Below are 24,740 nucleotides of genomic sequence, written 5' to 3' on the forward strand. Positions count from 1 at the left end.
CCGAGATCCGGAGACGATGATGTCCACCCACGCAGTCGATCCTGTCTTCCCCGCGGACCCCGCTCCGCCGCTCACCGCCGACGCGATCCCCGGTCAGCGCCAGACGCGCTGGTTCTGGATCGCCTTCGTGCTCGCCTGGCTCGGGTCCGGCATCGCCCAGGGCGTCGCCGGCGTCGCGATCCCCCAGCTCCTCAAGGAGTGGGACCCCGACCAGGCGACGGGCAACCTCAGCATCATCCTCACGCTCGGCGGCGCCGCCATCCTCATCACGACGCCGATCTTCGGTCGCCTGAGTGATCGATCGATGTCCCGCCTCGGCATCCGGCGCCCCTGGATCCTCTCCGGCTCGCTGATCGCCCTGGCCGGATACGTCGTGCAGGCGACCGCCCCCTCCCTCCTCGTGCTCGGTGTCGGCACCATCCTGGTGCTCGTCGGCTGGGGTGCCGTGTCGATGACCGTCCACACGCTGTTCGCCGACCAGATCCGTCGCAGCATCCGCGCCATCATGTCGGCCGTCACGGGGGCTGCCACCGCGATCGGGATCCTCGGCGGGGTCTCGCTCGCCGGGCTGGTCGCGCCGATCGGCCAGGTCGGCATGTTCCTGATCCCCGGCGGGCTCTCGGTGCTCCTGGCCATCACGCTGTTCTTCACGCTCAAGGACATCCGTCGCCGGCAGCCCGCCGAACCGATGGACTGGAGCGGCGTGCTGGCGACCTTCTGGTTGAGCCCGCGCCGTTACCCCGACTTCGCCTGGGCCTGGGTGTGCCGTCTCTTCATGACCGCGTCGATCGTGTCGGTCACGAGCTACCTCTACCTGACGATCTCGGGCCGTTTCGGCATCGACGACCCGACCGAGATCGCCGCGGTGCAGACGCAGGCGACAGCGGCCTTCACGCTCATGAACCTGGTGATGGCTTTCGTGTTCGGGGTGATCTCCGATCGCACGGGCCGCCGCAAGCCGAGCGTCGTCATCGGCGCTCTCGCCAGCGCGGGAGGCCTGGTGCTGGCGATCTCGTTCGGCGACATCGGGTTCTTCCTCGTCGGGATCGCGATCGTCGGAGCCGGTCAGGGTGCCTACATCGCGGCCGATGTGGCCCTGATGACGGAATGCCTCCCCTCCGTCGACGACGCCGGCAAAGATCTCGGCATCGTCGCCCTCGCCTATCTGCTGCCGGGCATCCTCGTGCCCGTTTTCGGATTCTTCGCCACCCGCATAGGCTCGCCGACAGGTGAGAACTTCGCGGCCCTCTACATCGGCGCGGTCGCGATGGCCGTGATCGCCGCATTCGCGGTCACCCGAGTGAAGGGCGTGCGATGACCGATGCTCCCCGTCTCGGCGGCGCGGCCCGTCGGGAGTACCGACGCCTTTCCCGTGCCGTCGACATGCCCCCGCAGACGCACCGGAACATCACGCGCAGGGCCGACATCCCGGTCTCGGCGGACGACGGCGCCGCACTCCTCACCGACCACTGGCATGCGGACGGATCCGACGGGCACACGGTGCTGATCCGCACCCCGTACGGGCGTGACGGCATCGCCGGGGTGGCGCTGTTCCTCGCCGAGCGCGGGCACCATGTGGTGGTGCAGAGCTGCCGCGGCACGTTCGGGTCGGCCGGCGCATTCGACCCGCTGCACGACGAGGTCTCCGACGGGCAGGCGACGATGCGGTGGTTGCGCGCGCAGCCGTGGGCGACAGGGCGCGTGCACTCCTGGGGCGGAAGCTACTTCGGCGTGACCCAGTGGGCCTACTGCGACGGCGACGAGCGTCCGGATGCCCTGGGCATCGCGATCTCGGCGCGACGGTTCGACGACGCGATCCTCTACCCGGGCGGCGGATTCTCGATCGACACACCGCTCACGTGGGCGTACGCGCTGGACATCCAGGAGCGGTCGCTGCCGTCGAAGGCGTGGGCGCTGCTCCGCGCCCGCCGCGCCTTCCGTCGGGGGGCGCTCGCGATCCCCCCTGCGGACGCCGTGCGCGTGGCACGTGGCGCGGACCCGCAGTTCTTCCGCGACTGGGTCGAGCACAGCGACGAGGGCGCCCCCTGGTGGGAACCGATGCACTTCGCACAGGACGTCGAGACCATCCCGCCGGTCACTCTCGTTGCCGGATGGCAGGACCTGTTCCTGGTCGGTCAGCTGGCGGACTATGCCGCCCTTCGCGACGCGGGGCGTCCGGTGCGCCTCATCATCGGAGACTGGGTGCACGGCGCCCCTGAGATCACGGTGATCGGGGTCCGCGAGGCGCTGCTCTCATTCACCGCAGATGCGCCGACGGACGGCGTGAGCTTCGAGGTGACCGGAGGGGGCGGCTGGCAGGTTCGGGCGAGCTGGCCTCCCCCGCACGAAGCGATGACCGTGGAGCTCACCGCCGACGGCCGACTCGAACCGAGCGGCCCCTGGCATCCCCCGACGACCCTCGCCTACCGCTACGACCCGGCGGATCCGACACCGGATTCCGGCGGCCGCACGCTCAATCCGTTCTCCGCCGGGCGACGCAGGCAGCGCGCCCGGGAGCGCAGGGACGACGTGCTCGTCTTCACCGGCGATCCGCTTCCCACGGATCTGGTCGTCATGGGGACCCCCGAGATCGCTCTGTCCTTCGAGTCGTCGAACCCCCGCGCCGACATGTTCGTGCGCCTCTGCGAAGTGGATGACCGCGGCGTCTCTCGGGCGCTCACCGACGGGTACCGCCGACTCTCGCCTGGCGCGGACGACACTGCCGACACGGATGACGGCAGGGTGCGGCTCGAGCTCGCGCCCCTCGCGCACCGCTTCGCGGCCGGGTCGCGCCTGCGAGTGCAGGTGTCGTCCGGCGCGCATCCTCTGCACCTGCGCAACCCGGGGACGGACGATCCGGTGCGCGACCACTCGCGCCTGATCCCCAGCGACCAGGTCGTGCGGGTGGGAGGCGCGATGCCGGCCACCCTCACCCTGCCGGCGCACGCGATCGCCCCGGTGTCGGGCCACCCGGGGTCACCCGCCGTTCACCGCCGCGTGCCACGATGACGGGATGCCCCTCGCCCGTCGACTGAGACTCGGAGACGCCATCGCCATCGGCCTCGGCTCGATGATCGGCGCCGGTGTGTTCGCCGTGTGGGCTCCCGCCATCGGCGTCGCCGGGAGCGGTATCCTGATCGCCCTCGCGATCGCCGCGGTCGTCGCGTACTGCAACGCCACCTCCTCGGCGCAGCTCGCCGCCGCCCACCCCGTCGCCGGAGGCACGTACGCCTATGCCCGTGCGGAGATCGGCGCGTGGTGGGGCTTCGTCGCCGGATGGAGCTTCGTGATCGGCAAGATCGCCAGCTGCGCGGCCATGGCCATGACGTTCGCCGCCTACGCGGCCCCGGGAGACGCACAGATCCCCGTTGCCGTCACGGCCGTCGCCCTTCTCGCCGCGGTGAACTGCTTCGGCGTGACGCGCACCGCCCTGGTCACACGCATCCTCGTGGTGTGCTCGCTGCTCGGCCTCGCCGTCGCGGTCGGCCTCGGACTCAGCGCGGCCCCGGCCGTCTCGCCGCCCCCGCTTCCCGATGCCACGGCCTACGGCGTGCTGCAGGGCGCGGGGCTGCTGTTCTTCGCGTTCGCCGGCTACGCACGCATCGCGACGATGGGAGAAGAGGTCATCGACCCCGCGAGGACCATCCCCCGGGCGATCGTCCTCGCTCTGGGAGGAGCCGTCGCCGTCTATCTCCTGGTGGGCGTCGCCGTCCTGCTCGTGCTCGGCGCCGACGTGATCGGCTCGACGGCGCCTCTGGTCGATCTCGTCATCGCCGCGGACGCATCAGCATGGGCACCCGTGATCCGCGTAGCGGCGGCTGCCGCCTCGCTCGGTGCTCTCCTGGCGCTGCTGACCGGAATCGGCCGCACGACCCTGGCGATGGCGCGCGAGCGTGACGTGCCTCGATTCCTCGCGAAGATCGACGTGCGGCACCGCGTGCCCCAGCGCGCCGAGATCGCCATCGCCCTCATCGTGATCGCCATCGTGCTCGTCGCCGACCTGCGCGATGCCATCGGCTTCTCCTCCTTCGGCGTGCTGCTCTATTACCTCATCGCGAACGCCGCCGCGTTCCGGCAGACCGGGTCCGCACGCCGCTATCCCCGGGCGCTGCAGGTTCTCGGCGCCCTCGGATGCCTGGTCCTGGTGAACACCCTCCCCGTATTCGCCTCGCTCATCGGCATGGCCGTCGTGCTGCTCGGCGTCGGATACCGGATGCTGCGACTGCGGTTCCCGCGGGTCTGAGCTCGCGTACGGATCCCGAGGCTCTCACCGTCCGTCGTCAGCGGCGCGTCTCGGAGCGGTACACCCGCGGGGCGACGCCGAGCACGGCCTGGAAGTCCCGCGTGAGATGCGCATGGTCGGCGTATCCGAGTTCCGCCGCGATCGAGGCCAGGTCGGCCCCCGGTTCCTCGCGCACCCGCTGCGCCGCCTCCTGCAGGCGCCGACGTCGGATCATCGCGCCCGGTGAGAGTCCGACGTGGCGGTGCGTCATACGCTGCAGGGTCCGCACCGACACCGCCAGGCGCGTGGCTGCCTCCTCCGGGGTGAGGGCCGCCCCGTCTCCCATCAGGACCTCGACGGCCGCGTTGGCCTGGCGTGCCGGGTCGCCGACCGGTCCCACGCGCTGCCCGAGCCACCGGGAGAAGGCTTCGACCGCCCGTGGCCGGTGCCCCTCCCCCGAGCCCATCGCGACGGCGACGCTCCGGCGAAGGTGGGCGACGTCCGCGCCCTCATCGAGGACCCGCTCGTCGTCGACCAGGGAGCCGGGTTCGTCGATCAGCGCCGCGACGGCCGCGGGACGCAGGAGCGCGCCGACGGCCCATCCGCTCCCGCGCAGATCGCGGTGCGACAGGCGCGTGGTCGCGCCCGACAGTGTCACGGCATCCGCATCGACGACGAGGTTCAGCGCCGGATAGGCGACGACCTCTTGCCGCGATGAGCGCCCTGGGGCGATGTCCCACTCCGGAATCCAGAACCACGCGACCAGGTCCGTCACCGACGACGGGGCCGGCAGTCGATGGAACTGCGGCAGGCGTGCGGGATACAGCACACCGCGGGTCGGGTTCACCATGGGCCCAGCGTAGGCTCCGGACCCGACATCGGGATGCTGTCGCCGATCTTCAAGCCGCGGCCGCCCCGCACGGCCTAGCGTGGCGGCATGAGCGACGACGACACCACCGCAGACACCACCGCAGCGACCACGACGACCGGGGCCGACGGGACCTACACGACGAATGGACGCCCCAACAGCGCCACCTCCCTCACGCCTTTCCTGGCGATCCCCGACGCGAAACAGGCGATCGAGTTCTACCGCGACGTCTTCGGGGCGCGGGTCGTCGACGTCACCGAGTTCGGCGGGGTGGTCGCGCACGCCGACCTCGACTTCGGACTCGGCCTGCTCCAGCTCGGAGAGCCGAACCCCGAGTACCACCTCGTGCGCTCACCCGACGGCGACGACGACTGCTACTCGATGGGCCTGTACGTCTCGGACGTGGATGCGGTCGTCGACAAGGCCGTCGCCGCGGGAGCGACCGTGCGCGAAGCCCCGGCGCCCTTCGTCTCGGGCGATCGATTCGCCAGCATCCGCGATCCGTTCGGCGTGCGCTGGTCGGTCATGACCCGTGTCGAGGACATCTCCGACGAGGAGAGCAGCCGCCGGGTCGCCGAGTGGGCTGCGTCGTTCAGCGCGGAGCCGACGGATGGCGCGAGCTGAGCGACCTCTCCGCCGCGCGATACACCGCCGGCAGCAGCGCCTCGGCTGTGCGGCGATACCCGAGCGCGCTCGGATGGAAGCGGTCGAGGCTGAACATCGCTTCGGGCTCGTCGAAGAACATCGATCCCACCGCGTGGCGCAGATCCACCGGCTCGGCGCCCGCCTGTCGGGCCGTCTCGTCCTGGATCTCAGCGAGACGGCGCGACAGGCTCGACGCGATCCGCCGGAGGGGCTGCGGCACGGCGCGCAGCGCACCGAGGTCGGGGCAGGTGCCAACGACGACCTCGGCCCCCATACCGCGCAGCCTGCGGACGGCCTCATGCAGGTGCTGCGCCGACAGCGCCACGGGCAGCCGGTGCGTCACATCGTTGCCGCCCACGACGATCACGGCCACGTGCGGGGGATACTCTGCGGGCAGGGCGTCGAGCTGAGCAGGGAGATCGGGCGACTCCGCACCGACCACGGCCGCCGTGCGCAGTCGCACCGGGCGATGCATCCGGCGTCCGGTCGCCTTCGCGAGGCGCCCGCCCAGCGTCTCCTTGCGATGCTCGGCCCCGAGGCCGGCGGCGATCGAGTCGCCGAGCATCAGCAGGTCGAGGGGCGCTCCGTCGAGACCTCGACGCCAGAGGCGATCCGCATCGAGTGCTTCCTCCCCCAGCGGCTTCCCGATCCGCCGTCGCGCGAGCGCCGCCTGTCGGCCGAGCACGAGCCGGAAGCCGATGAGGAGCGCGACGAGTGTCGCCCCGGCCAGAACGGGGATGCGGAAGCGGCTCACGCCCTGATTCCATCCCGTCACCGTGAACACGGCGTGAACGGGATCGGGCGACGAGCCCGGCTCGTCAGGAGAGCGGTTTGAGGTCCACCTCGCCGGCACCGGCGGAGACGGTCGCGAAGGCGGTGTAGCCGTCGGCCGCCGAACGCTCGAGCAGAGCCTTGACGTTCTTCGTGCGCCGCTCCAGACGCACTCTGGCCCCGCCGGCGATGAGTGCCGCCTTGTGCCGGACCAGCTCGTGCACCGGCACGTCGGCATCGTGGATCAGCACGACAGCCTGCGCCGCGGCATCGTGCTCGTCGGCGATCAGGTCGACCAGGCGCTCGAAGCCGAGCGAGAAGCCGACAGCGGGAACCTGCTGCCCGAGGAAGCGCCCGATCATGCCGTCGTATCGTCCGCCGCCACCGAGCGAGTACCCGACGGAGGGGTGTGCGAGCTCGAAGATCGTGCCCGTGTAGTAGCCCATTCCGCGCACGAGGAACGGATCGAAGACGAGAGGGATGTCGGACTGTCCGCGCCCCGCAGCCACCGCCTCACCGATGCCGACCAGGTGCTCGACCAGCTCGGCCGGGGCACCCTCGGGCAGGGCCTTGCGGATCTGCCGCTCGCCGAACGGGTGGTACTCCATGGTCTGCGGACGCCGCAGGAAGGCGTCGAAGGCGTCGGCGGCTGCGGTCGAGGCACTGCGTTCCCGCAGCTCGGTCGCCACTCCCTCGGGGCCGATCTTGTCGAGCTTGTCGATCGTGATGAGCACCCCGGGGCGTTCCTCTGCCGTGAACCCGAAGCTGTCGAGCATCCACTCCAGCACCCGGCGGTCGTTGATGCGCACGGTCGCGCCCTCGAGGCCCAGCGCGTCGACGGCGTCGAGAGACGCGACCATCAGCTCGGCCTCGGCACGCGAGGAGTCGTCGCCCATGATGTCGATGTCGCACTGCACGAACTGGCGGTAACGGCCCTTCTGCGGACGCTCGGCGCGCCAGACCGGGCCGATCTGGATCGAGCGGAAGACGGTGGGGAGCTGTCCGCGGTTGCTCGCGTAGAAGCGGGCGAGCGGCACGGTCAGGTCGTAGCGGAGGCCGAGGTCGGAGAGCGCGGCAGGGTCTTCAGCAGCAGCACGGATCGCATCGGCATCGAGACCTCGGCGCAGGATGTTGTACGAGAGCTTCTCGTTGTCGCCGCCGATGCCGGCATGCAGTCTGTCGTAGTCCTCCACGACGGGCGTCTCGATCTCGTCGAATCCGTGCGCGAGGTAGCGCTCGCGGATGACGGAGAGCACACGCTCACGGCGGGCCTTGTCGGCGGGGAGGATGTCGCGCATGCCGCGCGGCGGGTTCACGGTAGCCACGGTTCCATCTTCCCAGGTCTGCAGGCAACGTCGTGCCGGGCGTCAGGATGCGGCTTCGGCAGCGCGCACGTCGTCTTCCAGCGTCCGCAGCCGCTCCCGCAGCGCCCGCTCGGCATCCCAGCCCTCGGCACGCGCCGCCGCGACGAGCGCGAGGAGCGCCTCGCCGAGCTCCTTCTCCGAGGTCGCCGAGGCGGTTGGTGCCGGTTCGATCGCCACGCCCACTCCGGCGGCGCGGCCGATGACCTTCTGCGCGAGCGCGAGCGCCGGCATCCCCCGCGGCACGCCGTCGAGCACGCTGCGTCGAGTGCGCTTCTCCGCCGCCTTCGCCGCGTTCCAGTGCACCAGCACCTGCTCGGGCGTCTCGGCCACCTCCCCGGCGAACACGTGCGGATGCCGCCGCACCATCTTCTCGGTGAGCGTGCGCGCCACATCGTCGATGTCGAACGGATCGTCGGGGTCCTGCGCCGCGATGGCGGAGTGGAACAGCACCTGCCACAGCAGATCGCCGAGCTCCTCGCGAAGGTCGTCGCGGCTGCCGGCCTCGACGGCGTCGATCACCTCGTGCGCCTCCTCGATGAGGTACGGCACGAGGTCGCGATGCGTGATCTGCTGCGACCACACACAGCGGTCCCTGACCGCGTGCATGGTGTCGGCGGCTCGACGGAGCGGATCCTGCGCGTCGGCATCGGTCTCGGTCTGAGCGCTCACGCTTCCTCCTCGAATCGGTCGGGCGCGGAGAGATCCCGCGTCGGACTGCCCGTCATCACGCCCCTCAGGATGCTGCGGATGCGACCCGACGGTACCAGCGTGCCCGCAGCGACACGAAGATCCCGGAGATCACGAGCGCGATCAGCGAACCCACGAGTACGCCGAGGATCGCCTGGTCCCTGATGCCGCCGTCGTCGGCGAAGGCGAGGTTCGCCAGCAGCAGCGAGACCGTGAAGCCGATGCCGCCGAGGGCCCCAGCGGCGAGGATGTCGGCGAGCGGCAAAGCCGGCTCGGCGCCCTTCGGGCGAATGCGCATCGCCAGCCAGCCGAACAGCGAGATGCCGATGATCTTGCCCACGGGCAGGGCGACCACGATGGCCCAGAACGCCGGTGACAGCTGCGTGATCGACACGGCGGGGATCACGACGAACGCCGCGACGAAGGCGAAGAGCGGCAGGATCGCTCCGTTCACGGTCGGCTCGAGCGCGTGCCGGGTGCGCCCCGCGGGCACGGGCGACATCACGAGGCCCAGCAGCACACCGGCGATCGTGGCGTGGATGCCGGAGGAGGCGACCAACCCCCAGGTGACCACGCCGACCAGTACCATGGCGACCGCGATCAGCGGATGCCCCGTGGCGTGCAGGAGCCGGCTCAGCGCCCAGAACACGGCCACTCCGACGAGGGCGAGTCCGAACAGCAGCCACTGCACGTCGTCGGCGAACAGCACCGCGATGAAGATGATGCCGATGATGTCGTCGAGGATCGCGAGGGCGAGCAGGAAGACACGGACCCGAGAGGGCAGCCCCTTGCCGAACATCGCCAGGACACCGAGGGCGAACGCGATGTCGGTCGCCGTGGGGATGGGCCAGCCGGGTGCCGTGGTGCTGTCGCCGCCGGCGATGAGGAGGTAGACCGCGATGGGGACGAGCACGCCTCCGGCCGCCGCGATCGCGGGCTGCACGGCCTTGCGCGGGGAGTCGAGCTCGCCATGGGTCAGCTCGTGACGCAGCTCGATCGCCACGACGAGGAAGAAGACGGCGAGGAGCCCATCGGATACCCAGTGCGCGATCGACAGGTCGAGGGCTGTCCCCGGCACTGCGATGTGGAAGTCGAGGAAGGCGGCGAGCGCGTCGTGCGTCGGCAGGTTCGCGAGGAGGAGCCCGAGTCCCGCCGCGACCAGGAGGAGGACGGCGGGGAACTGCTGCCCGCGGAGGGGGTTCGCTGAGATGCGCATTCCCCCCATCGTAGATCGCCCGAAGGCCTCGACGTCTCCCTCCTTCGCCGGTCTCGGAGCACATCGTCATGCGTGCAGGACACGCCTTCCGCGAGGGATACTCTCGAAGGGTGACCCCCGCACACTCCTTCTCCGAGCCCACGAACACCGAGGCCATCCGCGTGATCGGCCGCTTCGAAGCCGGTCGCGGCATCCCCGATGCGATGCGCACAGACGTCAGGATGCTCGGGCAGCTGCTCGGGCAGGTGCTGCGCGAAGCCGGCGGCGACGGCCTCTTCGAAGACGTCGAACGGCTGCGACTCGCGACGATCCAGGCCTATGACGAGGAGACCCCCGACGCGTTCGAGCGCGCGGCGGCGATCGCCGAGTCGTTCACCGTCGCGCGGGCCGACGAGGTCGCCCGCGCGTTCACCTGCTACTTCCACCTCGTGAACCTCGCCGAGGAGCACCAGCGCGTGCGCGTGCTGCGCGAGCGCGCCGGTCAGCCGGGCCGCGAGGATGCCGCCGACACCGTCGCGACCGCGTACGCGCGGCTGCGCACCGAGGTCGGCGACGACGAGGCCCGCCGCCGCCTGGAGGGCCTCCGCTTCCACCCGGTCTTCACCGCGCACCCGACCGAGGCCCGTCGCCGTGCGGTGTCGTCGAGCATCCGCCGTCTGTCGGAGCTGCTCACGCAGCACGACGCGGCGAGCGAGGGCGGCTCGGAGGAGCATCGTGCCCGCCGACGCATGCTGGAGGAGATCGACACACTGTGGCGCACAGCCCCTCTGCGTTCCCAGAAGCCGTCTCCGACCGACGAGGTGCGCACTGTGATGGGCGTGTTCGACGAGACGCTCTTCACGACGGTGCCTCACGTGTACCGCCGCATCGACGACGCGCTCCGCGGTGAGGGCTCGGGCGCCAGCGCGCCTGTCGTGCCCGCCTTCGTGCGGATCGGCTCGTGGGTGGGCGGCGACCGCGACGGCAACCCCTTCGTCACGGCATCCGTGACGCGTGAAGCCTCGCAGATCGCAGCGGACCATGTGCTGCGGGGGCTCGAGCGCGCCCTGGAGCGCATCGGCCGGACCCTGACGCTCGCCTCCGACGACACCCCGCCCAGCGCCGAGGTCACAGCGCTCTGGGAGAGCTTCTCCGCCGCAGAGCCGGCACTGGCGGCCGAGCTCGCCACCCGCTCGCCCGACGAGCCGCACCGCCGCGTGCTGCTGACCCTGGCGCGTCGCGTCGCCGCCACACGCCGCGGCGACGACAGCGCACAGGCATACTCCCGCCCCGAGGAACTGCTTGCGGATCTGCGCGCCGTGCAGTCGTCGCTCGCCGCTGCCGGAGCGAAGCGCCACGCGTTCGGCGGCGTGCAGCACCTGATCTGGCAGGTCGAGACCTACGGCTTCCACCTCACCGAGCTCGAGGTGCGCCAGCACTCCCAGGTGCACGCGAAGGCGCTGGCAGAGCTCGATGCGGGCGAGGCCGTCAGCGCACAGACCGAGGAGGTGCTCGAGGTGTTCCGCGCGATCGCGGACATCCAGCGCGACCGCGGGCTGCGCGCCGCCGGACGCTACGTCGTCTCGTTCACCCAGGCCGCCTCCGACCTCGCCAATGTGCACCGTCTCGCCCGCTATGCCCTGGGCGACGACGCTCCGGTGCTCGACGTGGTGCCGCTGTTCGAGACGTTCGCCGACCTGCAGGCGGCCCCCGGCATCCTCGAAGAAGCCGTGACGTTCCCGGAGTTCCGCGAGCGTATGGCGGCCACCGGCAACCGGCTCGAAGTCATGCTCGGCTATTCCGACTCGTCGAAGGACGTCGGCCCGGTGGCCGCGAACCTCGCCCTCTACGAGGCGCAGGAGAAGATCGCGCGGTGGGCTCAGGAATCCGAGATCGAGCTGACGCTCTTCCACGGCCGCGGGGGTGCTCTCGGACGCGGCGGCGGCCCCGCCAACTCCGCGATCCTCGCGCAGCCGCCGCACTCGGTCGACGGCCGGTTCAAGCTCACAGAGCAGGGCGAGGTGATCTTCGCGCGCTACGGCGAGCCCGCGATCGCGATGCGGCACATCGACCAGGTCGCCGCGGCGACACTGCTCGCCTCCTCCCCCACGGAGGAGGAGCGCACGAGCCGGGCGGCCGCGCGCTACGCCGAGGTCGCCTCGATCATGGACGCCGCCTCCCGCGAGCGCTTCTTCTCGCTCGTGAAGGCGGAGGGCTTCGCTCCCTGGTTCGCCACCGTGACGCCGATGGAGGAGATCGGGCTGCTCGCGCTCGGCTCCCGCCCGGCCCGCCGCGGGCTCTCCGTCGAATCGCTGGAAGACCTGCGGGCGATCCCGTGGGTGTTCGCGTGGACGCAGGCGCGCATCAACCTCGCCGGATGGTTCGGCCTCGGCACGGCACTGGATGCCGTGGGCGACGAGTCGCTGTTGATCGAGGCGTACCGCGAGTGGCCGCTGCTGCGCACCATGATCGACAACGTCGCGATGAGCCTCGCGAAGACCGACGAGCGCATCGCCCGCCAGTACCTCGCCCTCGGCGACCGCGACGACCTGGCGCAGCTCGTGCTCGACGAGCTCGCGACAACGCGGCGCTGGGTGATCCGTCTCACCGGGGGTGAAAGCCTGCTCGAGAACAAGCCCGTCCTCCAGCGCGCTGTGCAGCTGCGCAGCCCGTACGTCGACGCGCTCTCGCTCCTGCAGCTGCGCGCGCTCCGGGCGCTGCGCACGGCCGCGGAGGACCCCACAGGCTCCGGCGCCGACGCGGAACAGCAGCGCCTGCTGCTGCTCTCCGTCAGCGGTGTGGCCGCCGGCCTGCAGAACACCGGGTGACCCACGTCGCCACCGACCCGGCGGGAACCCCCGCTTTCGGTGCCCACTAGAGTGAAATCTCTGCCGGATCCGGCACAGCCTCACGCGACACGATCGCCTGCACCACCATCCCCCACCAGAAAGCTCTTCCGCGTGACCGCTTCGTCTCCCGCCGACTTCCATCCGCTCGCCGCGTCCGTGCAGCCCGTGTTCGACACGGTGCTCTCGCGCAGCCCGCACGAGCCGGAGTTCCACCAGGCCGTCCACGAGGTGCTGCACTCGATCGCCCCGGTCCTGGAACGCCACCCGGAGTACGTCGACGGCGGCATCCTCGAACGCCTCGTCGAGCCCGAGCGTCAGATCCTCTTCCGCGTGCCGTGGATCGACGACTCCGGAAAGCTGCACGTCAACCGCGGCTACCGCATCCAGTTCTCCTCGGTGCTCGGCCCGTACAAGGGCGGACTGCGCTTCCACCCCTCGGTGAACCTGTCGATCATCAAGTTCCTCGGCTTCGAGCAGATCTTCAAGAACGCGCTCACCGGTCAGGGCATCGGCGGCGGCAAGGGCGGCTCCGACTTCGACCCGCACGGACGCTCCGACGCCGAGGTCATGCGCTTCTGCCAGTCGTTCATGAACGAGTTGTACCGCCACCTCGGCGAGCACACCGACGTCCCCGCGGGCGACATCGGCGTCGGGGGTCGTGAGATCGGCTACCTGTTCGGGCAGTACCGCAAGGTCACCAACCGCCACGAATCCGGCATGTTCACCGGCAAGGGCACGGGATGGGGCGGCGCCGAGGTGCGCACCGAGGCCACCGGCTACGGCGCTGTCTTCTTCGCGCAGGAGATGCTCGCCGTGCACGACGACTCCCTGAGCGGCAAGCGCGTGGGCATCTCGGGCTCCGGCAACGTCGCGATCTACGCGATCCAGAAGGCCACCCAGCTCGGCGCCACCGCGGTGACGGCATCCGATTCCTCCGGCTACGTCGTCGACGATGCCGGCATCGACGTCGACCTGCTGCGCCAGATCAAGGAGGTCGAGCGCGCCCGCATCGTCGAGTACGCGCACCGCCGCCCGAGTGCCCGCTTCGTCGAAGGCGGCAGTGTGTGGGAGGTGCCGGTCGACATCGCCGTGCCGTCCGCCACGCAGAACGAGGTCTCGCTCGCTGACGCGGAGGCCCTGATCGCCAACGGCGTGCGCGCCGTCTCGGAGGGCGCGAACATGCCGTGCGTGCCGGATGCCGTCGACGCGTTCCAGAAGGCCGGCGTGCTGTTCGCCCCCGGCAAGGCCGCCAACGCCGGCGGTGTCGCCACCTCGGCGCTCGAGATGAGCCAGAACGCCTCGCGTCAGCGCTGGAGCTTCGGCGACAGCGAGAACAAGCTGCGCGAGATCATGGGCGACATCCACGACGCCGCCTTCGACGCCGCGGAACGTCACGGCGTCGCGGGCGACTACGTCGCCGGCGCCAACATCGCGGGCTTCGAGCGTGTCGCCGCGGCGATGCTCGCCCAGGGCGTCATCTGATCCGCCGCCCCCACGAGAAGAGCCGCCTCCCTTTCCCGGGAGGCGGCTCTTCTCGTCGGCGCCGTCGTCAGCTCTCGTCGACCGGCACCTTGACGACCTTGTTGTACCCGGTCACCGCCTGGTTCTCGTCGAACGCGACGACCTTCTTGCGGAAGCCCTTCGTGATGATCGCGAGGTAGACGACCCCGATCGCGGTCCACACGAGGCCTCCGCGCAGGGCGTCTTCGTGCAGGTTCGCCCAGAGCAGGCCGGTGAGGACCATGCCGATTCCCGGCATCACGATGAAGTTGAAGATGTCGCCGGGCGTCTTACGACGGCCCTTGCGGATCGCGAACCACGCGATCACCGAGATGTTGACGAAGGTGAAGGCGATCAGCGCACCGAAGTTGATCCATGCCGCGATCAGCTCGAGCGTGAACGGGATCGCCAGCAGGGAGATGGCGCCGACCAGCACGATGTTGAACGTCGGCGTGTGGGTGCGCGGGTTGATGTAGCCGAACGCCTTCTGCGGCAGCACGTTGTTGCGCCCCATCACCAGCAGCATGCGCGACACCGAGGCGTGCGAGGCGAGGCCCGAGGCGAGGGTCGCGCAGAAACCGGCCGCGGTCAGCACCGCCATGAGCACGGGGCCGCCGACCAGCTCGCCGATGATCGGGAGCGTGGAGTCCTCGACGAACTGCATGTCGCCGCCGGGGGCGAACTCGTTCCAGTCGGGGAAGCGCAGCTGCGTGAGGTAGCCGGAGATCAGGAAGATCGCCCCGCCCAGCAGCACCGTCAGCAGGATCGCCTTCGGCATGATCTTCGGGTCCTTCGCCTCCTCCGCATACATCGTGACGGCGTCGAAGCCGATGAACGAGAAGCAGACGATCGTGGCGCCCATCAGCACTGCGCCCATCGTGGCGCCGTCGTGGAAGAACGGGGTCATCGACGCGACCGTGCCCGCGCCCTCGCCACGCATCAACTGGGCGATCACCATCACCACGAACACGGCCATCACGACGATCGAGAACACCAGGAGGATCATGTTCATGTTCGAGGTGCCGCGCATCGTCAGGTAGATGATGGTGGTGACGAGGATGCAGTACAGCACGACCCAGATCCAGCCCGGGATCTCGGGGAACAGGGCTTCGAGGTAGCTGCGGATGATGAGGCAGTTGACCATCGGCAGCAGCACGTAGTCGATCAGCGAGGTCCACCCGACCATGAATCCCAGGTTCGGGTGGATCGACTCGCGCACGTACGTGTACGCCGAACCGGCGCTCGGGATCGCGCTCGAGATCTTGCCGTAGCTGATCGCCGTGAACACCATCACGACCAGTGCGACCAGATACGCGGCCGGTACGACGTCGTCGGTGTCGCGGGCGACCATGCCGAACGTGTCGAACACGACCGTCGGCGTCATGTATCCGAGCCCGAGCCCGACGATCGCCCACAGCCCGAGATTTCGTCTGAGCGTTCCTCCGCCGTGCGCGAGCGGCTTCGTCTTCGTGGCCATGGGTACTCCTCGGGGGACAGCGCATGGGTCGGACTTCGGGTCGTCCGACGCTGAGCAACAGTATGGACCGGAGGGATTCGTCAGCGCTACGGTGAATTCGGTTCGAAATGCGCTTTTAACAATCCGAACGACGGCGGGATTCGAAGAAGACCCCCGACGTCACCATCCCTCGGCGAGCACGCGATCCAGCATCGCGACGACATGGTCGGCACTCTCTGCGCTGAGGCACAGGGGCGGTTTGATCTTCAGGACGTTCGAGCGCTCCGAGGTCGTCAGCACGATCACCCCCAGTTCGCGCATGCGCTCGCAGATCGCCGCGGCCTCGGCGGCGGCAGGCTCCATGGTGTCGCGATCGCGCACCAGTTCGACGCCGAGATACAGCCCTTCGCCATGCACGACGGCGACGAGGGGATGCCGCTCCGCGAGCCCGCGCAGCCCCTCCGCGAGCCGGGCACCGATCACCGCGGCGTTGTGCTGCAGGTCATCCTCGACCATCGCATCCAGCACCGCGATGCCGACGCGGCAGCTGAGCGCGCTTCCCCCGGCGGACGAGAAGAACTGCCCCTGCGTCGACAGCGCGTCGGCGATGCGCTTCGTCGTGATCACCCCGCCGATCGGATACCCGTTGCCCATCGGCTTCGCGATCGTGACGATGTCGGGCACGACGTCCGCGCGTTCGAATCCCCAGAAGGCCGATCCCATCCGCCCGAATCCGACCTGCACCTCGTCGGCGATGCACAGTCCGCCCGCCGCCCTGGTCCGGGCGTAGGCCCCGGCCAGGTAGCCGTCGGGGAGCACCACCCCTCCCGCGTTGCCGAGGATCGACTCGCACAGGAACGCGGCGACGTGCCGCCCTTCCCCCTCCAACCGGTCGAGATCCGTCGTGAGGTCGCTGAGATAGTCGCCCGCCACGTCGGAGCCTCGATACGTGCCGCGGAAGCGATTGGGGACGTCGGCCACGTGCACCCAATCCGGGCGCGTCGCGAGGGCCGAGGGATTGTCGTAGGCGCTGGTGGTGACCGCATCGCTCGCCATCGTCCAGCCGTGGTAGGCCTCGCGCAGCGCGACGACCGTCTGGCGTCCGGTCGCGGCCTGAGCCAGCCGGATCGCGAGGTCGACCGCCTCCGAGCCGCTGTTGACCAACAGCACGGTGTCGAGGTCGCTGCCGTCCGGCATCAGGTCGAGCAGCCGCTCGCTGTACTCCGCGAGATCGCGGAACAGGAATCGGGAGTTCGTGGCGAGGGTCCGCAGCTGGCGATCCGCCGCATCCGCGACCTTCGGATGCGCATGGCCGAGACCGGCGACGTTGTTCACCATGTCGATGTAGGTGCGCGCGGTGGTGTCGATCAGATGGTGCCGCCAGCCGCGCTCGATCTGCGGCGGATGGGAGTAGTAGCGCTCCTGTGCCGCGGCGAAGATGCGCTCACGGCGTTGCAGCTCCGCCGCCGAATCGTCCCGCCGGGCGAAGGAGGGCAGCCCGAGCAGCGGGGCCGGATCGGCGGTGAGGCGGCGCCAGGCCGCGACCTGCTCGGGGGCGACGAGGCCCGCGCCGTCGGCCTGGCGCTCGGGAGCGTCGTCGCGGTGGATCCCGACGGTCAGGCGCCGCGGCTCGAACGACGCGGCGAGCCACCCCACCGTCTCCCCGGCGCTCACGGGGCGTTCGCGCCGCTCCTCCGCGTCGAGCCCCGACACCTCCAGCACCCATTCGTGGCCGTCGTCCGGATCGGCGAGGTCGAGGGCGAGGCGTGCGACCGCCCCCCGCTGCGTCACCCGTGCGTCGGTCGGCGCCACCACCCGCACCCGCGGGCCCGGAGGCAGATGCAGCTCGCTCGCGGTCGCCCAGGTCTGCCCCGGATCCGCCTCGTCGACGATCGCACGTGTCAGTCGGAACGCCCCGTACGGCATGACCGCCACAGCGACGCCGAGGTCGAACGCCTCGGCGACCAGAGCCTGCTCGACCGAGTCCTCGAGCCAGCGTCCGCTGTCGAGCGCGGCGGACTCGACACCCGGATCGATCACGGCGACACGGCCGGTGAGATCCGGCAGCAGTGCGCGCAGCGGAGGCGCGTCGTCCCCCGCGAGCTCGGGAAGGGAGATCCCCGGGGCGTCGATGCCGGCCGCGGCGAGCACGTGCTCGGTCATCTCGGCGAGCGGCAGCGCGGTCGCCGCGTCGAAGATCGCCTGCTCGCCCGAGATCCGCTCGCGCGCGTAGTCGTTCTCGCCGTCGATCTCGAGCTGACGCCACCCGCTCGCCACGAGCAGCGCGGCGCGCAGCACCACGAGCGGCCAGACCGCCCTGGCCTCCTCCTCGCTCAACGGCGCATCCCGATGGAAGGCCGCGACGGTCTCGATCACCCGCAACGGCCGCTCCGGCTCGTGGTGCAGCATCGATGCGGTGCACACCGCGAGTTCGGCGACGCGCCAGCCGAGCCCGATGTCGCCGAGATCGAGCACCGTGCCCGGGTGCAGTCGGGAGTCCTCGCCCCGCGCACCCATCACGTTGTCGTCGGTGAGGTCGCCGTGGATCGCCTGCACCGGCAGCAGCTCCGCGAGCGGTGCGAGAGCGGCATCGGCCTTCGCCGCCGCCCGCAGCACCCGGCCGCGAAGCGCGGCATCGGCGATCGACGGGGCGAGTGCCTCCGTCTGCTCATGAGCGACGCGCATGTCCCACATCTGGGCACGGTCGAGACCGGGATGCTCCAGCGAGGCCAGCGCGTTCACGGACGCGGCGGCAAGCGCTCCGAACTCGGCGAGGACCACGGGGGCGAGGTAGCCGGCGTCCACCAGCGGCTCTCCCGGCGCGAACTCGCTACGCCGTGCGGCAAGCCCGTCCGCAACCTGCGTGAGGGCACCGTCGAGGCCGGGCAGCACCGCCGGCACCCGGACGCCGGCGGCGCGGTAGGCATCGAGCGCGGCGTGCTGGGCGTCGCGCGCGTCATCACCGAACGCCGGGTTGTCGATCCGCAGGACACTCCTCGTGCCGTCTTCCGCCGTGAGCAGGAAGTTCCGGTCCTGATTGCTGCCGAGCTCTTCCGCCGTGGCCGTGATCCCCCAGCCCTCGAACGCGATGCGCGCGGCATCGGCGGTGCTGACGTCGGGACGCACCAGCCCCACGCCCTCCGTCATGCGCGGTGCTGCCCGCGATGGGAGTCGTCGATCTGCACGTCGTGGGCATGCCGCGCGAGCGAACTGCCGTAGCGCTCGGTCAGCTGCACCATCAGGTCGGGGGTGTCCCTGTCGACGCCGAACACGTGACCGGGGAAGTCGAGGTCGGGCTGCGCCGCGGCGATCTCCGCCTCGCGGTCCGGCGAGAACAGCTGCACGGGATCGCCGACCGCCACCCAGCCGATCGGCACGACCGTGCCCTCGGGCAGCACGGCACGGCGGAGCACGATGGCGTTGACACGCACCTCGCAGCGCGGCCCGATCAGCGAGCCGTTGAACACCCGCGACCCCGAGGCGAGGAACGTTTCCTCGCCGACGGTCGCACCCGCGATGCTCGACAGCGTGCCGATCAGGGTGTGCGCACCGATGTGCACCGCGTTCGCCGCCGTCGCGCGGATGAGCGCGTTCTCCATCACGATGACGTGCTCGCCGAGCGTGATCGCGCCTCCCTCGGCGGTGATCACGGCGCCGTGCAGCACCTGGCAGCCCGGTCCGATCTCCACGTCGCCGGAGACGACGGCGGTGGGGGCGATGACGGCGGTGTCATGGACGCGGGGCCGAGCCCCGAGGTGCTCGTACAACATGCGGCCAGACTAGTACCGCGGCCCCGCGCCGCGCGCTACTCGGTCTTGGCGGGCTCGGGGAAGATCGCGGTGAACAACTGACCGACCCATTCGAGCAGCTGCGCATCGGGCAGTGGTTCGAGTCCCACGCCGACCGCCGCGGGGACCGTGGGCATCGGCACGACCAGCGCCTCTCCCCCGGCCACGAGCTTCGCCTTCGGGTAGAGCCGCTGCAGCCGCACCTTGATCGAGTCCTCGAGTCGCGCGGGCGCGATGCGCAGGTTCGAGCCCATCACGACGACATCCGTCAGCCCGGCGCGTGCGGCACGCCGACGCAGGCGCGAGATGGCCAGCAATCCCTCGACCTCTTCGGGCGGGGTGCCGTAGCGGTCGACGAGCTCTTCGATGACCAGGTCGATCGCGTCGTCCTTCGCGGTCGCCGCAGACGCCGCCGAGAGTTTCTGATAGGCCTCGAGCCGCAGCCGCTCGCTGTCGATGTAGTACTCGGGGATGCGCGCGTCGAGGGGCAGTTCGAGACGCAGCTCCTGGCCGGTCTCGACCTCGTCGCCGCGGAACGTCGCCACCGCCTCGCCGATCATGCGCAGGTACAGGTCGAATCCGACGCCCGCGATGTGTCCGGCCTGCTCGGCGCCGAGCAGGTTGCCCGCCCCGCGCAGCTCGAGGTCCTTCAGCGCGACCTGCATGCCGGAGCCCAGATCGTTGTTGACCGCGATGGTCTGCAGGCGGTCGGCCGCGGTCTCGCTCAGCGGCTTCATCTCGTCGTACAGGAAGTACGCGTACGCGCGCTCGCGACCTCGTCCGACGCGTCCACGCAGCTGGTGCAGCTGGCTGAGTCCGTACTTGTCGGCGCGGTCGATGATGATCGTGTTCGCGTTCGCGATGTCGAGACCGGTCTCGATGATGGTGGTCGAGACGAGCACGTCGAACTTGCGCTCCCAGAAGTCGTCGACGACCTGCTCGAGCTGGTGCTCGCCCATCTGGCCGTGCGCGACCGCGATCCTGGCTTCCGGGACGAGTTCGGCGAGCTCGCTCGCGACGCGCTGGATCGACTGCACGCGGTTGTGCACGAAGAAGATCTGCCCCTCGCGCAGGATCTCCCGGCGGATCGCCGCGGCCATCTGCTTGTCGCTGCGCGGGCCGACGAACGAGAGGATCGGATGCCGGTCCTCCGGCGGGGTCGCCAGCGTCGACATCTCCCGGATGCCGGTGACGGCCATCTCGAGCGTGCGCGGGATCGGCGTGGCGCTCATGGCGAGGATGTCGACGTTGGTCTTCATCTTCTTGAGCGCATCCTTGTGCTCGACGCCGAACCGCTGCTCTTCGTCGATGATCATCAGACCGAGGTCTTTGAACATCACCTGATCGGTGAGGATGCGGTGGGTGCCGATCACCATGTCGACCGAGCCCTCCAGCAACCCCTGGAGGGTGAGACGCGCCTCCTTGTCGGTCTGGAAGCGCGACAGCGGCCGCACCTTGACCGGGAAGCCGGCGAACCGCTCGGTGAACGTCTCGAGGTGCTGCTTCACCAGCAGCGTCGTCGGCACGAGCATCGCGACCTGCTTGCCGTCCTGGATCGCCTTGAACGCGGCGCGCACGGCGACCTCGGTCTTGCCGAAGCCGACGTCGCCCGAGAGCAGGCGGTCCATCGGGATGGGCCGTTCCATGTCGGCCTTGATCTCGTCGATCGTCTGCAGCTGGTCGTGGGTCTCGGCGAACGGGAAAGCCTCTTCCAGCTCGCGCTGCCACGGGGTGTCCGGGCCGAACGCGTGGCCCTTCGCGCTCATGCGAGCGGAGTAGAGCTTCACGAGCTCGACGGCGATGTCGCGCACGGCCTTGCGCGCCTTGCCCTTGGCCTGCGACCAGTCGCTGCCGCCCATCTTCGAGAGCGTCGGCGCCTCGCCGCCGACGTACTTCGAGAGCAGGTCGAGCTGATCGGTCGGCACGAACAGCTTGTCGCCCGGGTACCCGCGTTTGGACGGCGCGTACTCGAGCACGAGGTAGTCGCGGATCGACTTGGTCGCGTTGCGCCCGCCGGTGGACACCTCGCGCTGGGTCATCTCGACGAAGCGGCCGATGCCGTGGGTGGCGTGCACGACGAAGTCGCCCTGCTTGAGCTGCAGCGGGTCGACGACGTTCTTGCGCCGCGAGGCGAGCTTCTTGACGACGCGCTGGTCGCCGCCGATGGTGCGGCCGTAGAACTCGTTGTCGGTGAGGACGGCGAGCTTCGCCTCGGCCACCTGGAAGCCGGCTTCGACGGATCCGGTGACGAGGGTCGCGACGCCGCCCTCCGGTGCGTCGGTGAGCGTCTCGACCACCCGGGCGGCCAGTCCGCGGTCGGCGAGCACGTCGCGTGCACGATCGACCAGACCGTGACCGGCGGCGATCACGACCACCCGCCATCCGTCGGTCACCTTCGCCTCGACGAAGGAGATCGCGCCGTCGACGTTTCCGTGGAAGGAGGGGATGACGGCGGCGCCGAGGTTCGTGGCTTCCGCATCGCCCTCGCCGAGACCGGCGCCGAACGGGCTGAGCCGCCACCACACCCCGCCGCGGTCGCGCACGACCTCGCGCAGTTCGGCGATGGTCAGGAAGTCACCGGCGCCCAGATCGATGGGCGCGGAAGCGCCGGAGGTGGCCGCGCTCCAGGCGGCGTCGAGGAACTCGCGGTTCGTGTCGCCCAGGGTGATGGCGCGCGCGCTCGAGCGCTCGGGATCGATGACCGCCGTGGCGCTTCCCGCCGGCAGGTACTCGGCCAGCGACTTCAACGGTCCGGCGACCGCGGGGAGCAGCGACTCCATGCCCTCGACCGGGATGCCCTCGGCCATCTTCTCGAGCATGCCCGAGATCGCAGGGAAGCCGCCGACGAGGGCACGGGCCCGATCGCGCACCTCGGCTGTGAGCAGCAACTCGCGGGTGGGCGGCAGGTCGACACCCGTGACATCACCCGGAAGGGAGCGCTGATCGGCGACCGAGAACGCACGGATCTGATCGATCTCGTCGCCGAAGAACTCGACGCGGTAGGGGTGCTCCGACGTGGGAGGGAAGACGTCGAGGATGCCGCCGCGCACCGCGAACTCGCCGCGCCGCGACACCATGTCGACGCGCGAGTACGCTCGTTCGACCAACTGCTCGACCACGCGGTCGAGTTCGTGCCCCCGGCTGCCGACGCCGAGTTCGAGCGGGGCGATCTCGCCCAGGTTGCCGGCGATCGGCTGGAGCGCTGCCCGCACGGACGCGACGACGACGAGCGGGTGGTCGCCCGACCACTCCGCGATCCGGCGCAGCGTCTGCAGACGTTGACCGACCGTGTCGGGGCTCGGGCTGAGACGCTCGTGCGGCAGCGTCTCCCAGGCGGGGAAGGTGAGGATGTCGGCGTCGGGCAGGTAGGCCTGCATCGCCAGCGCGAGGCTCTCGGCCCGCCGACCGGTGGGGACGACGGCGAGGAGGGCGGGCGGGTGTCCCGCCGCGGCCCGCTTCTCGAGCAGTCCGGCGAGCGCCGGGGCGTCGAGACCGTCGACCAGGCCGAGGTCGGCGTCGGTGCGCGCCCAGCTGAGGGCGTCACGGTACAGAGACGCCTCTTCCAAGGCGCGCAGAATCCCCGGAACAGTCACCGGACAAGACTAGTCGCGCCCACGGACACTCCGGCCGCCGCGCCCGTCGAGGAGCGCTCGCCTGCCTAGGCTGTCGGGATGGAATCCGTCGCCCTCACCACCCCCCGCCTCGTTCTGCACGCTCCTACGGAGGCGGACATCGACGCGATCGCCGAGGCATGCCAGGACCCGGAGATCCCGCGATGGACCACGGTGCCGAATCCGTACACCCGCGAGGACGCCGAGCAGTTCGTGCGCATGGTGGCCGCGCAGTGGGATGCCGGGTCCGAGGTCGTCTGGGGCATGTACGCCGATGACGTGCTCGTGGGCATGATCGGTCTTCACAACATGACCGAGCACTTCACGGGCGCGACCGCCGAGCTCGGTTACTGGGTGACGGCCGGCGCTCGAGGCCGGGGCTACCTCGCGGAAGCAGCCGGCGCCGTGATCGATTGGGGCTTCGTCGGCCTCCGGCTCGTCCGCATCCGCTGGCAGGCCGTCGCAGGAAACATCCCTTCGGCCTGCGCCGCCCGCGCCCTCGGCTTCCGCTACGAAGGCCTGCAACGGCAGGCGCTGACGAGCCCGCGCGGGCGCGACGACGGCTGGATGGCCGGGCTGCTGCCGACCGACGATCGCACGCCGGTCGACTGGCCGATCCTCTGACGCGCGCGCCCGCCGGGTGACAGTGTCGGCGCCCGATGACAGGATGAACGCATGCCGGAGATGCCGGAAGTCCAGGGCCTGACCACCTTTCTCGCCGAACGCGCCGTGGGGCGTACCGTCACGCGCGCGACCGTCTCGGCGATCGCCGCGCTGAAGACCTACGATCCCCCGATCCACGCCCTCCAGGGAGCCACGATCACGGCGTCCGCGCGTCTCGGCAAGTTCGTCGTGCTCTCCTGCGGCGACGACCTGCACCTGGTGTTCCACCTCGCGAAGGCCGGGTGGCTGCGCTGGTACGAGACGCTCCCGACGACACTCATCAAGCCGGGCAAGTCCCCCATCGCCCTGCGTATCACCCTCGACGACGGCAGCGGTTTCGACCTCACGGAGGCGGGGACGAAGAAGTCGCTCGCCGTGTACGTGGTGCGCGATCCGCAGGAGGTGCCGGGCATCGCCCGGCTCGGTCCCGATCCGCTCGACGCCTCGTTCACCCGCGATGCCTTCGCCGCGCTGCTGAACGACCGACGGATGCAGATCAAGGGGCTGCTGCGCGATCAGGGGGTGATCGCCGGCATCGGCAACGCCTACTCCGACGAGATCCTGCACGCCGCGCGCATGTCGCCGTATGCGATCGCCGGAAAGCTCGACGACGCCGAGATCGACCGCCTGTTCGGAGCCATGCGCGAGACACTGACAGAGGCGGTCGCCGAAGCCTCCGGCAAACCGCCGGCGGATCTGAAGGATGCCAAGCGCCGCGGCATGCAGGTGCACGCGCGCCGAGGAGAAGCCTGCCCGGTGTGCGCAGACACGGTGCGCAGCGTGTTCTTCGCCGACCGCTCGCTCGAGTACTGCCCCACCTGCCAGACCGGCGGCAAAGTGCTCGCCGACCGGCGTCTCTCCCGTCTGCTGAAGTGAGCGCAGCGGCGCAGCGGCCGGTTGCCATCCATGTCGTGGAATGAAATGTGCGCAGACGCGTTGAGTACACTCAGAACAACAACGTGCTCCGGGGTCGGTGAGAATCCGAACCGGCGGTGACAGTCCGCGAGCGTCTCGAGAGATCGGGATGCCGATCCGGTGGAATTCCGGGACCGACGGTGATGCGAGGGAGACCTCGCTAGTCCGGAAGGGAGGCAGCACGAGACGCATCCGTGCGTCCGTTC

Annotated in this window: 17 protein-coding genes and 1 riboswitch; of the genes, 8 read left to right on the top strand and 9 right to left on the bottom strand. The window is 70.2% G+C overall.

Translation table 11 applies throughout. The features are described from left to right. The first annotated feature begins 19 nt into the window (after positions 1-19). From ACIQLD_RS05720 to ACIQLD_RS05730, 3 genes are read left to right on the top strand one after another with little or no spacing between them, the layout of a single operon-like run. Entirely contained in the window at positions 20-1,318 is a 1,299-nt protein-coding gene (locus tag ACIQLD_RS05720) for an MFS transporter (RefSeq protein ID WP_402606080.1), read from the top strand. Further along, the gene (locus ACIQLD_RS05725; protein WP_402606082.1) at positions 1,315-3,009 is read left to right on the top strand and encodes a CocE/NonD family hydrolase; all 1,695 of its coding nucleotides are present in this window, start codon (positions 1,315-1,317) and stop codon (positions 3,007-3,009) included. The genes ACIQLD_RS05720 and ACIQLD_RS05725 overlap by 4 nt, the downstream gene beginning before the upstream one ends. Before the next feature lie 4 nt (positions 3,010-3,013). Then, on the top strand, positions 3,014-4,243 hold the full coding sequence (locus ACIQLD_RS05730; protein ID WP_402606085.1) for an APC family permease: 1,230 nt from the start codon (positions 3,014-3,016) through the stop codon (positions 4,241-4,243). A 37-nt stretch (positions 4,244-4,280) separates the two neighbouring features. Here ACIQLD_RS05730 and ACIQLD_RS05735 read toward each other — a convergent pair whose 3' ends face one another. Continuing rightward, entirely contained in the window at positions 4,281-5,072 is a 792-nt protein-coding gene (locus ACIQLD_RS05735) for a helix-turn-helix domain-containing protein (protein ID WP_402606087.1), read from the bottom strand. An 87-nt stretch (positions 5,073-5,159) separates the two neighbouring features. Here ACIQLD_RS05735 and ACIQLD_RS05740 point away from each other — a divergent pair, with 87 nt between their 5' ends. Continuing rightward, positions 5,160-5,714 carry a VOC family protein gene (locus tag ACIQLD_RS05740; RefSeq protein WP_402606090.1) on the top strand — a complete coding sequence of 185 codons (555 nt, stop codon included), beginning with the start codon at positions 5,160-5,162 and terminating at the stop codon, positions 5,712-5,714. On the opposite strand, the gene ACIQLD_RS05745 is transcribed toward ACIQLD_RS05740, so the two are convergent. The 4 genes from ACIQLD_RS05745 to nhaA all read right to left on the bottom strand — a co-directional run bounded on the left by ACIQLD_RS05745 (position 5,683) and on the right by nhaA (position 9,773). Then, positions 5,683-6,489, bottom strand: coding sequence for an SGNH/GDSL hydrolase family protein (locus tag ACIQLD_RS05745; protein ID WP_402606092.1), 807 nt, complete (start codon positions 6,487-6,489; stop codon positions 5,683-5,685). The two genes, ACIQLD_RS05740 and ACIQLD_RS05745, sit on opposite strands and share 32 nt — an antisense overlap. 64 nt (positions 6,490-6,553) lie before the next feature. Then, entirely contained in the window at positions 6,554-7,804 is a 1,251-nt protein-coding gene (gene hisS / locus ACIQLD_RS05750; RefSeq protein ID WP_402608492.1) for a histidine--tRNA ligase, read from the bottom strand. Between the two features lie 69 nt (positions 7,805-7,873). Then, positions 7,874-8,476, bottom strand: a complete 603-nt coding sequence (locus tag ACIQLD_RS05755) for a MazG family protein (protein WP_402608493.1) — start codon at positions 8,474-8,476, stop codon at positions 7,874-7,876. 127 nt (positions 8,477-8,603) lie between these two features. Then, entirely contained in the window at positions 8,604-9,773 is a 1,170-nt protein-coding gene (nhaA, locus tag ACIQLD_RS05760; RefSeq protein WP_402606095.1) for a Na+/H+ antiporter NhaA, read from the bottom strand. A 110-nt stretch (positions 9,774-9,883) separates the two neighbouring features. Between nhaA and ACIQLD_RS05765 the strand changes: the two genes are divergently transcribed. After that, on the top strand, positions 9,884-12,580 hold the full coding sequence (locus ACIQLD_RS05765) for a phosphoenolpyruvate carboxylase (RefSeq protein WP_402606097.1): 2,697 nt from the start codon (positions 9,884-9,886) through the stop codon (positions 12,578-12,580). A 132-nt stretch (positions 12,581-12,712) separates the two neighbouring features. Further along, positions 12,713-14,083: an NADP-specific glutamate dehydrogenase gene (gene gdhA / locus ACIQLD_RS05770; RefSeq protein WP_402606099.1), complete on the top strand. Its 1,371-nt coding sequence runs from the start codon at positions 12,713-12,715 to the stop codon at positions 14,081-14,083. Positions 14,084-14,150: 67 nt separating this feature from the next. On the opposite strand, the gene ACIQLD_RS05775 is transcribed toward gdhA, so the two are convergent. The 4 genes from ACIQLD_RS05775 to mfd all read right to left on the bottom strand — a co-directional run bounded on the left by ACIQLD_RS05775 (position 14,151) and on the right by mfd (position 22,938). Next, complete coding sequence (locus tag ACIQLD_RS05775) at positions 14,151-15,578, bottom strand: APC family permease (RefSeq protein WP_402606102.1); 1,428 nt, start codon at positions 15,576-15,578, stop codon at positions 14,151-14,153. Positions 15,579-15,737: 159 nt separating this feature from the next. Next, positions 15,738-18,704, bottom strand: a complete 2,967-nt coding sequence (locus ACIQLD_RS05780; RefSeq protein ID WP_402606104.1) for an aminotransferase — start codon at positions 18,702-18,704, stop codon at positions 15,738-15,740. Beyond that, on the bottom strand, positions 18,701-19,327 hold the full coding sequence (locus ACIQLD_RS05785) for a gamma carbonic anhydrase family protein (RefSeq protein ID WP_402606106.1): 627 nt from the start codon (positions 19,325-19,327) through the stop codon (positions 18,701-18,703). Before ACIQLD_RS05785 ends, ACIQLD_RS05780 begins: the two co-directional genes overlap by 4 nt. Before the next feature lie 35 nt (positions 19,328-19,362). Then, entirely contained in the window at positions 19,363-22,938 is a 3,576-nt protein-coding gene (gene mfd / locus ACIQLD_RS05790) for a transcription-repair coupling factor (protein ID WP_402606108.1), read from the bottom strand. Positions 22,939-23,016: 78 nt separating this feature from the next. On the opposite strand from mfd, the gene ACIQLD_RS05795 reads away from it, so the two are divergent. Beyond that, complete coding sequence (locus ACIQLD_RS05795; protein ID WP_402606111.1) at positions 23,017-23,580, top strand: GNAT family N-acetyltransferase; 564 nt, start codon at positions 23,017-23,019, stop codon at positions 23,578-23,580. 51 nt (positions 23,581-23,631) lie between these two features. Next, a complete protein-coding gene (locus ACIQLD_RS05800; RefSeq protein ID WP_402606114.1) occupies positions 23,632-24,495 on the top strand; it encodes an Fpg/Nei family DNA glycosylase in 864 nt (287 codons plus the stop codon). 80 nt (positions 24,496-24,575) lie between these two features. Next, positions 24,576-24,720, top strand: a riboswitch (FMN riboswitch). The last annotated feature ends 20 nt before the right edge of the window (positions 24,721-24,740 follow it).

The sequence above is a fragment of the Microbacterium sp. NPDC091662 genome (assembly GCF_044756705.1).
Classification (GTDB): Bacteria; Actinomycetota; Actinomycetes; order Actinomycetales; family Microbacteriaceae; genus Microbacterium.